15 protein-coding genes are annotated in these 12,603 nt (G+C 73.9%); 8 read left to right on the forward strand and 7 right to left on the reverse strand.

The features are described from left to right. Positions 1 to 4: 4 nt before the first annotated feature. A complete protein-coding gene (locus DAE25_RS21095) occupies positions 5 to 352 on the reverse strand; it encodes a DUF6504 family protein (protein ID WP_107768081.1) in 348 nt (115 codons plus the stop codon). Positions 353 to 517: 165 nt separating this feature from the next. Beyond that, positions 518 to 973 (reverse strand): hypothetical protein, encoded by a 456-nt coding sequence (locus tag DAE25_RS21100; RefSeq protein WP_159083878.1) that lies wholly within the window; start codon positions 971 to 973, stop codon positions 518 to 520. A gap of 59 nt (positions 974 to 1,032) precedes the next feature. On the opposite strand from DAE25_RS21100, the gene DAE25_RS21105 reads away from it, so the two are divergent. The 3 genes from DAE25_RS21105 to DAE25_RS21115 are packed head-to-tail and all read left to right on the forward strand — an operon-like array spanning position 1,033 to position 3,476. Continuing rightward, a complete protein-coding gene (locus DAE25_RS21105; RefSeq protein ID WP_056885457.1) occupies positions 1,033 to 1,506 on the forward strand; it encodes a YbaK/EbsC family protein in 474 nt (157 codons plus the stop codon). Then, the gene (locus DAE25_RS21110) at positions 1,506 to 2,093 is read left to right on the forward strand and encodes a DUF4126 domain-containing protein (RefSeq protein ID WP_107768083.1); all 588 of its coding nucleotides are present in this window, start codon (positions 1,506 to 1,508) and stop codon (positions 2,091 to 2,093) included. The genes DAE25_RS21105 and DAE25_RS21110 overlap by 1 nt, the downstream gene beginning before the upstream one ends. Positions 2,094 to 2,132: 39 nt before the next feature. After that, positions 2,133 to 3,476: a phytoene desaturase family protein gene (locus DAE25_RS21115; RefSeq protein WP_107768084.1), complete on the forward strand. Its 1,344-nt coding sequence runs from the start codon at positions 2,133 to 2,135 to the stop codon at positions 3,474 to 3,476. A 1-nt stretch (position 3,477) separates the two neighbouring features. Here DAE25_RS21115 and DAE25_RS21120 read toward each other — a convergent pair whose 3' ends face one another. Both DAE25_RS21120 and metF read right to left on the reverse strand, forming a co-directional pair. After that, the gene (locus tag DAE25_RS21120) at positions 3,478 to 4,086 is read right to left on the reverse strand and encodes an SIMPL domain-containing protein (protein ID WP_107768085.1); all 609 of its coding nucleotides are present in this window, start codon (positions 4,084 to 4,086) and stop codon (positions 3,478 to 3,480) included. 40 nt (positions 4,087 to 4,126) lie between these two features. Continuing rightward, positions 4,127 to 5,017, reverse strand: a complete 891-nt coding sequence (gene metF / locus DAE25_RS21125; protein WP_107768086.1) for a methylenetetrahydrofolate reductase [NAD(P)H] — start codon at positions 5,015 to 5,017, stop codon at positions 4,127 to 4,129. Positions 5,018 to 5,079: 62 nt separating this feature from the next. Here metF and DAE25_RS21130 point away from each other — a divergent pair, with 62 nt between their 5' ends. Continuing rightward, positions 5,080 to 6,159 (forward strand): polyprenyl synthetase family protein, encoded by a 1,080-nt coding sequence (locus DAE25_RS21130; RefSeq protein ID WP_234411185.1) that lies wholly within the window; start codon positions 5,080 to 5,082, stop codon positions 6,157 to 6,159. Between the two features lie 27 nt (positions 6,160 to 6,186). On the opposite strand, the gene DAE25_RS21135 is transcribed toward DAE25_RS21130, so the two are convergent. From DAE25_RS21135 to DAE25_RS21145, 3 genes are read right to left on the reverse strand one after another with little or no spacing between them, the layout of a single operon-like run. Then, positions 6,187 to 6,618 (reverse strand): barstar family protein, encoded by a 432-nt coding sequence (locus DAE25_RS21135; protein ID WP_107768087.1) that lies wholly within the window; start codon positions 6,616 to 6,618, stop codon positions 6,187 to 6,189. Further along, positions 6,615 to 7,139, reverse strand: a complete 525-nt coding sequence (locus tag DAE25_RS21140) for a ribonuclease domain-containing protein (protein WP_234411186.1) — start codon at positions 7,137 to 7,139, stop codon at positions 6,615 to 6,617. Before DAE25_RS21140 ends, DAE25_RS21135 begins: the two co-directional genes overlap by 4 nt. 19 nt (positions 7,140 to 7,158) lie before the next feature. Then, positions 7,159 to 7,530: an Rv2175c family DNA-binding protein gene (locus tag DAE25_RS21145; protein ID WP_107768088.1), complete on the reverse strand. Its 372-nt coding sequence runs from the start codon at positions 7,528 to 7,530 to the stop codon at positions 7,159 to 7,161. Positions 7,531 to 7,722: 192 nt separating this feature from the next. Here DAE25_RS21145 and DAE25_RS21150 point away from each other — a divergent pair, with 192 nt between their 5' ends. The 4 genes from DAE25_RS21150 (at position 7,723) to DAE25_RS21165 (ending at position 12,560) form a co-directional block, all read left to right on the forward strand. Then, positions 7,723 to 8,517: a transglycosylase SLT domain-containing protein gene (locus DAE25_RS21150; RefSeq protein WP_159083879.1), complete on the forward strand. Its 795-nt coding sequence runs from the start codon at positions 7,723 to 7,725 to the stop codon at positions 8,515 to 8,517. Between the two features lie 118 nt (positions 8,518 to 8,635). Continuing rightward, a complete protein-coding gene (gene pknB, locus DAE25_RS21155; protein ID WP_234411187.1) occupies positions 8,636 to 10,768 on the forward strand; it encodes a Stk1 family PASTA domain-containing Ser/Thr kinase in 2,133 nt (710 codons plus the stop codon). 17 nt (positions 10,769 to 10,785) lie between these two features. Further along, positions 10,786 to 11,673: a deoxyribonuclease IV gene (locus DAE25_RS21160; protein WP_199907709.1), complete on the forward strand. Its 888-nt coding sequence runs from the start codon at positions 10,786 to 10,788 to the stop codon at positions 11,671 to 11,673. Then, positions 11,670 to 12,560, forward strand: a complete 891-nt coding sequence (locus DAE25_RS21165; RefSeq protein WP_107768091.1) for a DMT family transporter — start codon at positions 11,670 to 11,672, stop codon at positions 12,558 to 12,560. The genes DAE25_RS21160 and DAE25_RS21165 overlap by 4 nt, the downstream gene beginning before the upstream one ends. Positions 12,561 to 12,603 lie beyond the last annotated feature (43 nt).

Here is a 12,603-nt window from a genome sequence, read left to right on the forward strand (position 1 = left end):
CTCCTCAGTCCGCACAGCCGACGAGCTGCCAGCTGCCGTCGGTCCACGAGAAGGACAGGTCGAAGACCCCGGACCGCTCGGAGCCCGTCGCGCCGGAGCCACGGCCCGCCTCGACGCGCCACAGCTCGCGCTCGACGAGCAGGTCGGTGCCGCTCGAGCCGGCGGTCAGGGTGTCGCCGGCGTCGTCCGAGCCGATCACGGCCCGGGCACCGGTGGACTGCCACCACGGGGCCGTCTCCACCCAGTGGGCCAGCACCGAGCGGACCTTCCACAGGCGTCCGTGCCAGAGGAACTGGTCGGGTCCCTCGGTCTCTCCCCGTCGCACCTCGACGGGGTCGTGGTACAGCCTCATGCGTGCCTCCTCACCGCTCGTCGACCCCGCCACCGGCCTCGGTGGCGATGGGGGTCGAGGTCACCGCCACCGAGGCCGCGTCCGAACAGATGTTCGAACAAGGCCAAAGGTACACGCCCCCACCGACAGCGGGTCAAGAGGCGGACGGAGGAGCTGGGGAAAACCTCAGTGCGCGCGCAGGTAGGCGCTGGTGTCCTTGCGCCAGAGGAAGAACACCAGCGCGGCGTACAGGACCATCGAGACCGCGGAGAGGACCTCCAGCAGCACCGGCAGGTGGTTGAGCAGGCCGAGCGCGGCGACGAGCACCCCGAAGACCGCCATCAGCGTCAGCACCAGCCGTGACCAGCCGTGCCCGTCGACGAGGAACGCCGCGAGCACCACCGCGAGCAGCAGGAACACCACGAACGAGACCACCGCCAGCGGCACGAACTTCGGCACGATCGCGCTGTCCCGCAACGCCTCGATGCCACCGGAGGCCAGGATCTCCTGGGCGGACGGGTTGCCCTTGGCCCACGAGAGGATCACCTCGTCGCGCTGCACCCACGTGAGCAGCGCGGTGGCGGCGCTGAGGAGCACGATGGCGACGAGCACGCGCAGGGCGTGGGCGACGGAAGCGGGCACCTGGCGACGCATCAAGACATTTCCCCTCAGGAGTCGAACGGGTGGCTAGGCTCCCCGGCATGGCGAGCGAGCATCCGTCGGTCATCAATTTTCGAGACGAGCTGACCCGGCGCGGCGGCACCGGTGACGTGGTCATCCTGCCCGATGCCGTGCACACCGCCGCACTCGCCGCGGCCGCGCTCGGCTGCGAGGTCGGCGCGATCGCCAACAGCCTGCTCTTCGACGCGGGCGGCGTCCCCGTCCTCATCCTCACCTCGGGCGCGCACCGCGTCGACGTGGCCAAGGCCGCCGACGCCGTCGGCGTACCCGCCCTGGACCGGGCCGCTCCCGACTTCGTCCGCCGCCACACGGGTCAGGTCATCGGCGGGGTCTCGCCCTTCGACCACCCGACACCCGTGGGCACCTGGATCGACACCGACCTGCGCCGGTACGACGTCGTGTGGGCCGCCGCGGGCCACCCCGCCGCTGTCTTCTCCACGACCTTCGACGAGCTCGTCTCCCTGACCGGGGCCACCGAGATCGAGGTCGCGTGATGGAGTCCCTCTCCCTCGCCTTCACCGGCGGCTGGGCCAGCGGCATCAACGCCTACCTGGTCGTGCTGGTGCTGGGGATCACCGACCGGGTCAACGACGTGGCCGAGATCCCCGACGTGCTGGCCCGCTGGGACGTGCTGGCGGCGGCCGGCTTCATGTTCGCCATCGAGTTCGTCGCCGACAAGATCCCCTGGATCGACTCCACGTGGGACGCGATCTCCACGGCCATCAGGCCCACCGTGGGCGCCGTCATCGGTGTCCTGCTGGCCGGGGACGCCACCTCGCTCGAGACGGCCGTGCTCGGCGTCGTCGGCGGCGGCACCGCGCTCCTCTCGCACCTGGTGAAGGCCGGCGGGCGGCTGGCCGTCAACGGCTCCCCCGAGCCCGTGTCCAACACCGTGGCCAGCGTGACCGAGGACGTCACCGTGCTCGGGGTCGTGTGGCTCGCCGTCGAGCACCCGCAGCTGGCCGCGGCGATCGCCGCACTGCTCCTCGCGGGCGGGCTGGTGATGCTGGTGGTCCTCGCCCGCTTCGTGCGGCGGGGCTGGCGCAGGTGGAAGGGTCGCGAGCCGGTCGGCCAGCACTAGGCCGCGGGACCGCCCTGCCCAGGCCCTAGGGTGCTCGCCATGGCGCGCGTGGTGGTGGTCGGTGGGGGGTTCGGCGGGCTCGCCTCGGCCGCCCGGCTTGCCAAGCTGGGGCACGCGGTCACCCTCGTCGAGCAGGCTCCGACGCTCGGGGGTGCCCTGTCGACCGTGACCCGCGACGAGGGCTTCGCCTGGGACGCCGGGCCCACCACGACCCTGCTCCCCGCGGTGGTCCGTGACCTGTTCCGCAAGACCGGCCGCCCCCTCGAGCGGGAGCCGGGCGACGTCGACCTGGTTGCCCGCGACCTCGTGCGCGAGCACCGCTTCGAGGACGGGTCCGCGCTGCGGCTGCCGGGGGGCTCGCGAGCAGCACAGCTCGCCGCCTTCGACGCACTCGGCCCGGGACTCGGGGAGCAGTGGGTCGGCTACGTCGCGTCGCACTCCGACACGTGGGACCTGCTGCGTCGCGACTACCTCGAGCGACCGTGGGACCCGACGCTCGCGCCACGGGCGCTCACGGACCTGCTGACCAGCCGCGAGGTGCTGCACCGGCGGCTTCGCAGGACCTTCCGCGACGACCGCCTGCGCCTCGTCGCCGGCCACCCCTTCGTCGCCGACGGCCACGACCTGCGCAACGTCCCCGCCTGGCAGGGGGTGGTGTCGTACGTCGAGCAGCGGTTCGGCGCGTGGACGGTCCCGGGCGGCATCGCCGCGCTCGGGACGGTGCTGGCCGACCGGCTGGGGACCCGCGGTGTCACCGTCCTGACCGGCACGACCGCCCACGACGTGGTCCTGCGCGGGGGCCGGGTGGCGGCGGTCGCCACCTCGGCCGGCGAGATCGACACCGACCTGGTGGTCTGCGCGATCGACCCGAGGCGGCTGCCGGCCCTGGCCCGGCACGTCGAGCGCACCATGCCCGCGATCCCGCCGGTCGTGTGCCACGTCGGCCTCTCCGACGCCCACTCCCTGCCGGACCTGCCGCACGAGGTCGTGCTCCACGGCGACCCGATGCTCGTCGTCCGCACCGGCGGCCGGGCCCCGGACGGCGCGGCGGCGTGGACCGTCCTGGGCCGCGGCCGGCTCGCCGAGGACGTCCTCGACGCCCTGGCCCGGCACCGGATCGACCTCCGCGACCGCGTCGTCGTACGCGTGGACCGCTCGCCGCGCGACCTCGTCGACGCGTGGGGCGGCTCGCCGCTCGGCGTGCTGTGGCAGGGGCGTGCCACGACCCGCAGGCGCCTCGGTCCCACCACGCCCATCCCGGGTGTGTACGCCGCCGGGGCGCACGCGACGCCCGGCTCGGGGCTGCCGTTCGTCGGGCTGTCGGCCGCCCTGGTCGCCCAGGCGATCGGCCCGGCGGACCGGTCCGACCAGGGTCGGCCCTGACTCAGGCGAGCAACCAGGTGACGGTCACGGCACCGTGGACCGAGGTCTCACCGGGCTCGAGCCGGGCCGTGGCCTCGGCCGCCCTGAGGGCCAGCGGCGGCGGCCCACCCGGTCCCTGCGACCCACCCTCGGCGATGGCCACCACCTCCCCCAGCGACGCCCCGGCCAGGGCGGCGAGGTGGACCGCGTGCGCCCGGGCGTCGTCCCACGCCGCCTCGGCAGCCGTCGCGCGAGCGGCGGAGGTGTCACCCACGTCCAGCGAGACGCCGTCGACCACGAGGGCGTCGCCGACGGCCTCGGCCAGCTCGGACAGCAGCTCGCCCGCCTCCTCGACGGACTCGCAGCGGACGGCCAGCGAGTGGCGCGCCTCGAAGCCCCCGGCCCTGCCCTCGTGGTCGTGCCACGGCCACACGCTCAGTCCCGTCGACCCGGGCACCAGGTCGCGTGCGCGGGCGACCTCGACCACGCGGTCGGACGACGTCGACACCCCGGACAGCGCCTCGGCCACGCCGGCTGCGCGACACGCCGTCGCGACGCGCACCACGGCCGAGTCGGGCACCACGGTGGCGGTGCCGTGGCCGGTCACGGTGACGGTGCGGGAGGGGTCCATGCGTGCACCGTAGCGATCCCCTGCCCGGGCGGGACGGGAATCAGACGCTGATGCGCAGGGCGGAGAAGATCTCCCGCGTCGCCCGGGACCGGTTGAGCGTGTAGAAGTGCAGCCCCGGGGCGCCGGCGTCCAGCAGGGCCTCGCACAGCTCGGCGGCCATCGCGATCCCCTCGGCTCGCAGGCCGGCCGGGTCGTGCTCGTACGGCGTGAGCCGCGCGCGCACCGCGTCGGGCACCGGGTGGCCCGAGAGCTCGGCCATCCGGGAGACCTGGCGCAGGTTGAGGATCGGCATGATCCCGGGCAGCAGCGGGATGTCGACCCCGACCGCGGCCGAGCGCTCGAGCAGGCCGGCGTAGTCGTCGGCCGAGAACACCATGTCGGTGATGGCGAACTCGGCACCCGCCTGCTGCTTGGCCAGCAGCACCCGGGCGTCCTCCTCGAGGGACGCGGCCGAGGGGTGGCCCAGCGAGAACGCCGCGACCGCGACGGCGAAGTCGCCGCGCCGGCTGGCCAGCTCGACGAGCTCGCTGGCGTAGGACAGGCCACCCTCCGTGGGCGTCCAGTCGGCCCGCGGACCGTCCTCCGGGTCGCCGCGCAGGGCGAGCACGTTGGCGACACCGGCCTCGGCGTAGCTGTCGAGGATCGCCTCGAGCTCGTCGCGGGTGTGGCCCACGCAGGTGAGGTGGCCGACGGGCACCAGGGAGGTCTCGCGGGCGATCCGGCCGGTGATCCGCACGGTCGTGTCACGCGAGCTGCCGCCCGCGCCGTACGTCACGGAGACGAACGTCGGGTCGTAGGGCTCGAGCTCGGTGATGGCCCGCCAGAGCTGCTCCTCGCCCTCGGCGTCCTTGGGCGGGAAGAACTCGAACGAGAACGAGCGCTCGCCGTCCTCGATGCGCTGGCGCATGCTCCGTCCGCGTCCCTGGATCATGCCCCCAGCCTAGGTTTGCGGCGGGTGCGGGACCGCATCCGTCCACTGGTTAGGCTCCCGGAGTGACCAGCCCGGTGAGCATGCAGTGGGACCCCGCCGACTTCCGCGAGCGGATCCAGAAGGTGCTCGACGCCTTCCTCGACGAGCAGGCCGCCCGCCTCGCGCCCCTCGGGGAGGACGCGTCCCGGCTCATCGCCGAGGCCCGCACCAGCGTCCGCGGCGGCAAGCGCTTCCGGGCGGCGTTCTGCTACTGGGGCTACCGCGCGATCCGGCCCGAGGTGCCCGACGAGGAGGCGCTCGCCCGCGCCTGCGCGGCCCTCGAGCTGCTGCACGCCAGCGCCCTGGTCCACGACGACTACATGGACGCCTCCGACACCCGGCGGGGCCGGCCGGCGGCCCACCGGGCGTTCGAGGCCGAGCACCGAGCCGCCGGCTGGCGCGGTCGTCCCGATCAGTACGGCGCGGCCGCGGCGATCCTGCTCGGCGACCTGCTGCTGGGCTGGGCCGAGGAGCTGCTGCGCCGCTGCGGGCTGCCCGTCGCGTCCGTCGTACCCGCGCTCGAGGTCTTCGACCTGTGCCGCACGGAGGTGATCGCCGGTCAGTTCCTCGACGTGTCCGTGCAGGCCCGGGCACATGCCGACGTCGACACGGCGATGACCGTGCTGCGCTACAAGTCCGCCAAGTACTCCATCGAGCGGCCGCTGCACGTGGGAGCGGCCCTGGCCGGGGCCACGCCCGACCAGCTCGAGGACCTGAGCCGCTTCGGCCTGCCTCTCGGCGAGGCCTTCCAGCTGCGCGACGACCTGCTCGGGGTGTACGGCGACCCGGCGACGACGGGCAAGCCCGCGGGCGACGATCTCGTCGAGGGCAAGCGCACCGTGCTCGTCGCCCTGGCGCTCGACGGCACCGACCGCGAGGCCGCCCGCCGCCTCGACGCCGCGCTCGGCACCAGCCTCGACGAGGCCGCGGTGGCCGACCTGCGCGACATCATCGACCGCTCGGGTGCGCACGCCCAGGTCGAGGAGGTGATCGGGGCCCTCGCCGAGCGCGCGGTCGCGGCCCTCGACACCCCGACCGTCGACGACGCGGCGCGCGGCGTGCTGCGCGACCTGGCTGCCGCCGCGACGCAGCGCACGGTCTGACGCGGGCGCACGGTCCGGGGCTGGCCTTCAGTCCAGGCTGGGCAGGCCGACCACCTCGGGGCCCTCACCGCGCAGGAGCACGGCGAACGGCACGCCCCGGTCGGCGTTGACCCGCGACCCGAGCACGCTCAGGGCGATGCTGAAGGCCTTCTCGTCGTCGCGGGCCAGCGTGGCCCAGCCGTCCCACAGCAGCACCACGCCCTCGGTCCCGTCACCGATGTCGTGGAGGCAGTCGGCCAGGGCGTCGAAGTTCTGGCCGTACCAGTCGGGGAAGCCGAGCGCGTCGCCCACCCCGGCGAGGAAGTCGGCCTTGCCGCCCTCCACCCAGCCGTCGACGTGGCCGAAGCCCCAGCCCGCGTGCTCGACCCCGTGCCGCACGTCCTCGACGTCGAAGGCGCCGTGCCACAGGTAGATGCCGGGGTCGACCCGGCCGGACAGCAGTGCGGCGAGACCGCTCATCGGGCGATCCTCTCGAAGGAGCGGTAGTGGTCCTCGGTCCAGTAGAGCTCGCCCTCGTCGCCGGCCACGATGCGCCGGGCGCCGCGGTCCTGGGAGCCCGGGGTGGGGACGGTGTACTCGGCGTAGTAGCCCATCTGCTCGTCGGGCAGGAGGTCCTCCCGGTTGCCGAACGTGCCGCCGTCCTCGTCCTCCGGGAACGGACCGCCGGCGTCGATCAGCTCCACCGTCTCCGCCGCCTCGGGCGGGAGCTGGGCGAGCAGCACGAACGGCAGCCCGCTCACTGGGTCGGTGCCGGGCTGCTGGCTGGGCTCGGTGACCGGGGTGTTGGTCTCGGTGAAGTCGTGCGTCGGGGAGTCGCTGCGCGACGGGGACGGCGTCCCGGTCGGCGACGGCGTCTGGGACGAAGCGCCGGGGTCGGCCTGGCTGCCGGGGGTGCTGCCGTCGCCCTGGGTCCACCACACGACGGCGGCCATCACCAGCGCGAGCAGCAGTCCGACGATGCTCCGCTGGGGTGTCCGCACGAGAAGTCAGGCTAGTCGGTCAGTAGCCCAGGACCTGGGCACGCCGCTTGACCTCGGAGCCGCGGTTCTCGCGCAGCGCGTCGATCGGGCGGCCCGGCAGGTCGTCGTCGGTGAAGATCCAGGCGATGCACTCGCGGTCGTCGAAGTGGCGGTCGTGGAGCAGGGTCAGCAGGCCGGGCAGGCCCTTGACCACGAGCCCGTCCTGGATGAAGTCCGCCGGCACCCGCGGCCCGGCCCCGGGCTTCGGGACGGCCCCGGCGAGCTCGTGGTCCTTGATCATGGTGCGCACCTTGGCGGGGGTGACGCCGAGGGCCTCCGCGGCCTGGTCCCAGGTGAACCAGTCGTGGACGAGGGTGTCGAGGTCGGCCTCGGACAGGGGTACGTCGCTCATGGGACGCAGTTTTCCACGCACAGGCTCCCCGAGCCGATTCACGCCGTCCCCCGCATCCCGCGCCGACACGCCCGGGGCGGCCGCAACTGGTCTGGACCGGTCGACCTGCGTACCGTCGAGCGCTCGTCGCGACGCCTTCCCCTCGGTCTCCCCGTGAGTCCGGGCGTCGCCACGAGGACGAGGAGAACCCACGTGCGACCACCCCTGCCCGGTGCCCGGGTGCGCCGCGTCATCAGCGCCGCCGCTGCGCCCACCGCCCTCGCGGTCGCCCTGGCGCTGACCCCCGTCACCCCCGCGGCCGCCGACCACGAGCGCCTCCCGCAGGGACGCGACCTGCGGACCTACACCGTCAAGGCCGGGGACACCGTGACCGGCCTCGCAGTGCGCTTCCACGCCTGGACCGCGGAGCTGATCTCCCACAACCACCTCGACTCCTCCGGGAGCCTGCGCGTCGGCCAGCGGATCGAGATCCCGGTGGTCACCAAGGCCCGGGACAAGGACCGTGGCAAGGACAAGGACAAGAACAAGGACGAGGGCGGACAGGGCGCCGGCTCGACCTCCTCGTCGGCCGGTCACCCCTCGCGCGACCGGGTGCGGCGCACGATCACCCGGGCCGCCAACCACCGCGGCGTCGACCCGCAGCTCGCGCTGGCCATCGCCTGGCAGGAGTCGGGGTGGCAGATGCACCACGTGTCCAGCGCCGGGGCGATCGGCGCGATGCAGGTCCTCCCCGGCACCGCACGGTGGATGGAGTACTACGCCGGCCGCGACCTGCGCCTGCGGGTCCTCAAGGACAACGCCACCGCAGGCGTGCTGCTCCTCGGCGTCCTCGACGACCACACCCGCTCGCGCCGGCACATGATCGGCGCCTACTACCAGGGCCTCGGCGCCCTCCGGGAGCACGGCCTGTACGACGAGACCAAGGCCTACGTCGCCAACGTGCTGGCCATCCGCGAGCGCCTCGAGGCCGGGCGCCCGCCGGCCTGAGCGGCGTACCGGAGCAGGCTGCGCCACGCCGGGACCGGGCTCGGGGCCCGGGTACGGCCACCTGATTCGTACGATGGGGCCACCGGATCCTTCCCCGTCCGGCGATGGAGGTCGAGCTGTGGAGCCGAGAGTCGAGCCCCGCGACGAGCCGACCGGGCCCTCCCGCGGCCCGGCGCGCGGTGCTGAAGCGCGGCGCGGTGCTGCCGACGCGCTCGTCGGTCGCCTCCTCGACGGCCGCTACCGCATCGGCGGTCGCATCGCCCGCGGCGGCATGGCCAGTGTCTACGAGGCCACCGACATCCGCCTGGACCGCACCGTCGCCGTCAAGGTGATGCACCCCGGCCTCGGCGACGACGACGACTTCGCCCAGCGCTTCGTGCGCGAGGCCCGCGCGGCCGCCCGGCTCAACCACCCCCACGTGGTGGGTGTCTACGACCAGGGCGACGACGACGGCACGGTCTTCCTCGCCATGGAGTACGTCCCCGGGCACACCCTGCGCGACGTCATCCGCAAGGAGTCGCCGATGGGCCCGGTCCGGGCGCTCGCGCTCCTGGAGCCGGTGGTCTCGGCGCTGGCCGCGGCCCACCGCGCCGGACTCATCCACCGCGACGTCAAGCCGGAGAACGTGCTGATCGCCGACGAGGCGCACGGCGGCGGCGTCAAGGTCGCCGACTTCGGGCTGGCCAAGGCCGTCAGCGCCGACACCCAGCACACCGCCACCGGCGGCGTCCTGATCGGCACCGTGTCCTACCTCGCCCCCGAGCTCGTCGTCGACGGTCGCGCCGACGCCCGCGCCGACGTGTACGCCGCGGGCGTCGTCCTCTACGAGCTGCTCACCGGCCGCAAGCCGCACGAGGGCGAGAGCCCCATCCAGGTCGCCTACCGCCACGTCCACGAGGACGTCCCCGCGCCGTCCGCGCTGCACCCGGACCTCCCGGCGTACGTCGACGCGCTCGTCGCCCGCGCCACCAGCCGCGACCGCACCCAGCGTCCCGCCGACGCGAGCGTGCTCCTCCACCAGATCCACCGCGTCTCCCAGGCCCTGCGCGAGGGCGTCACCGACGACCCCGAGCTCACCGCCGACCTCGCGCCCGTCGCGCCGTACGTCCACGACGAGGACGAGGAGACCGGCGAGGACACCACGCCGGAGCCCTTCGACCCGGTCGAGATGGCCAACCTCAGCGCGCGGCTCCAGCCGCCGCCCGGCGACCCGCGGGCGGAGATCGTCGACGACGGCCACACGACCGCCTTCGACCGCACGGCGGTCACCGCGGTCGCGGCACCGCCCGCGCCGCCGGTCGCCGGTCCGCCCGCCGTACGCCGCCCCAGCGCACCGGCCCCGGTGGTCACCAACGCCCGCAAGCGGTCCGTCAAGGGGCCCCTCGCGCTGCTGCTCACCGTGCTGCTCGTCGCAGCCCTCGGCGGCGGCGCCTGGTGGCTGGGCTGGGAGCGCTACACCGTCACCCCCGGGGTGCTGGGTGTCGACGCCGCGACCGCCACCGCCGAGCTCGACAAGGCCGGCCTGGACGCCGAGGAGGGCGACCCGCGCTACTCAGAGACCGTGGCCGCGGGGCTGGTGCTCGGCACCGACCCCGAGCCCGGCGACCGGGTGCTCGACGGCGGCACCGTCACGCTGGTCCTGTCACTGGGTCCCGAGCGCTACGAGGTGCCCGCCCTCGCCGGGATGACCGAGGACGAGGCCCAGGACGCACTGGCCCAGGGCAACCTCGGCTTCGGCGAGAGCACCGAGAAGTTCTCCGACACGGTGCCGGCCGGCCAGGTCCTGAGGACCCAGCCCAAGGCTGGGGAGGTCCTCAAGCCCGACGCCCCGGTCGACCTGGTCGTCAGCAAGGGCCGCCGGCCGATCGAGATCCGCGACTGGACCGGCGAGGACGCCGAGGAGGCGACCGCCGCGCTCGAGAGGCGCAAGCTGGTCGTCGAGGTCACCGGCGAGGAGTACAGCGACACCGTCGCCGAGGGCGACGTCATCTCGCAGAACCCGACCGTCGGTCCGCTCTACAAGGGCGACACCGTGCAGCTCGTCGTCTCCCAGGGACCCGAGCTCGTCGAGGTCCCCCGGGTCGTCGCGATGGGCGTCGACGCTGCCACCGAGCGGCTCGAGTCGCTGGGCTTCCAGGTCGACGTGGAGAACAGCGACAACTACATCGGCGTCGGCTTCGTGTTCAGCTCCGACCCCTCCGCCGGGACGATGGCGCCCAAGGGCTCCACGATCACGCTCTACCTCATCTGAGCCCCTACCCTCCTCACGTGACACCCGAGCTCCGCAACCCGATCGGCACGCACGTCACCGTCGGCAAGGGGCTCGTCGCGGGTGCCCTGGCGCGGGTCGACGAGGTCGGCTACGAGACCCTCCAGGTCTTCACCGGCAACCCGCGCGGCTGGGCACACTCCCCGGGCCACCCGGCGGAGGACGAGCGCTTCCGCGAGGAGTGCGCGCGACGCGGTCTGCGCACCTTCATCCACGCTCCGTACCTCGTCAACCTCGGCTCCCCCACCCCGCTGACCTGGGAGCGCTCGGTGGGCGTCGTCGCGCACAACCTGCGCCGCGCCGTCGAGATCGGTGCCGAGGGCGTGGTCGTCCACACCGGGTCGTACGTCGACCCGGCCGGGTCCCGCGAGCAGTACGACGCCGCGATGCGCCGGGTGCGCGAGGGACTGCTGCCGGTGCTGGAGGCCCTGGAGGGTGACGGCGCCCCGTGGCTGCTGCTCGAGCCGACGGCCGGCCAGGGGCAGTCGCTGTGCGCCGGCGTCGACGATCTCGAGCCCTACCTCGACGCCCTCGACCACCACCCGCGCGCGGGGATCTGCCTCGACACGTGCCACGTCTTCGCGGCCGGCGCACCCCTCGACGAGCCCGGAGGGGCGACCGCGACCGTGGACCGGATCGTGGAGATCGGGGGGCCCGACCGGCTCCGCCTGATCCACGCGAACGACTCGATGGACGTCCGCGGCGCCTTCAAGGACCGGCACCAGCGCATCGGCGAGGGCCACATCGGCACCGACGCCTTCCGCGAGCTCTTCGCCCACCCGGCGACGGCGGGGGTCCCGTTCGTCCTGGAGACGCCCGGCTCGCGCGAGGTGGGCAACCCCGACCTCGAGGTGCTGCGCTGGCTGCGGGCGGAGGCGGCGGCGTGAGCGAGCGGCGTACCTCCCTGCTGGCCACCCTGGCCCTCCTCGCCATGACCGCGGCATGGGGATCCACCTTCTTCCTCATCAAGGACCTGCTCGACCGGGTGCCCACGCTGGACTTCCTCGCCGTGCGGTTCGCGATCGCGAGCGTGGCGATGCTCCTCGTCGCCCCGCGCGCCGTCGCGCGGCTCTCACCGGTGGTGCGCCGGCACGCCATCGTCCTGGGCCTGCTGTACGGGGTCGCGCAGATCCTCCAGACCGCCGGGCTCGCGCACACCGCGGCCAGCGTCAGCGGCTTCATCACCGGCATGTACGTCGTGCTGACGCCGGTCTTCGCGGCCCTGATCCTGCACACCCGGATCACCGCCGCCACGTGGGCCGCGGTGGCACTGGCGACCGCGGGACTGGGCGTGCTGACGCTGAGCGGCTTCAGCCTCGGGTACGGCGAGGCGATCACGCTGGTGTCGGCGGTGCTCTACGCACTGCACATCGTCGGGCTCGGCGCGTGGTCGACGCCGCGCGACGCCGTCGGCATGTCGATCCTGCAGATCATGGTCATCACGGTCGTGTGCTTCGTGGCCACCGTGCCCGACGGGATCGTGCTGCCGTCCACCGGCCGGGACTGGCTCTCGGTCGTCTACATGGCGCTCATCGCGGGAGCGCTCGCCATGCTCGGGCAGACCTGGGCACAGGCGCACCTGCCACCGACGCGGACCGCGATCATCATGAGCATGGAGCCCGTCTTCGCTGCGTCCTTCGCCGTGTGGCTCGGTGGGGAGGGCGTCACCCCCCGGCTCGTCGTCGGCGGCCTGATGGTGCTGACCGCGATGCTCGTGGTGGAGCTCGTGCCGAGGCGCAAGGTCGAGGCCGAGGTCTCGCACATCGCCGTCTGACCGGCAGAGCCCGGGCGCCGTGAGGGCCCACCCCCTAGGATTT

Origin of the sequence: Nocardioides terrigena (assembly GCF_003047265.1) — a bacterium.
In the GTDB taxonomy this organism is placed as follows: domain Bacteria; phylum Actinomycetota; class Actinomycetes; order Propionibacteriales; family Nocardioidaceae; genus Nocardioides; species Nocardioides terrigena.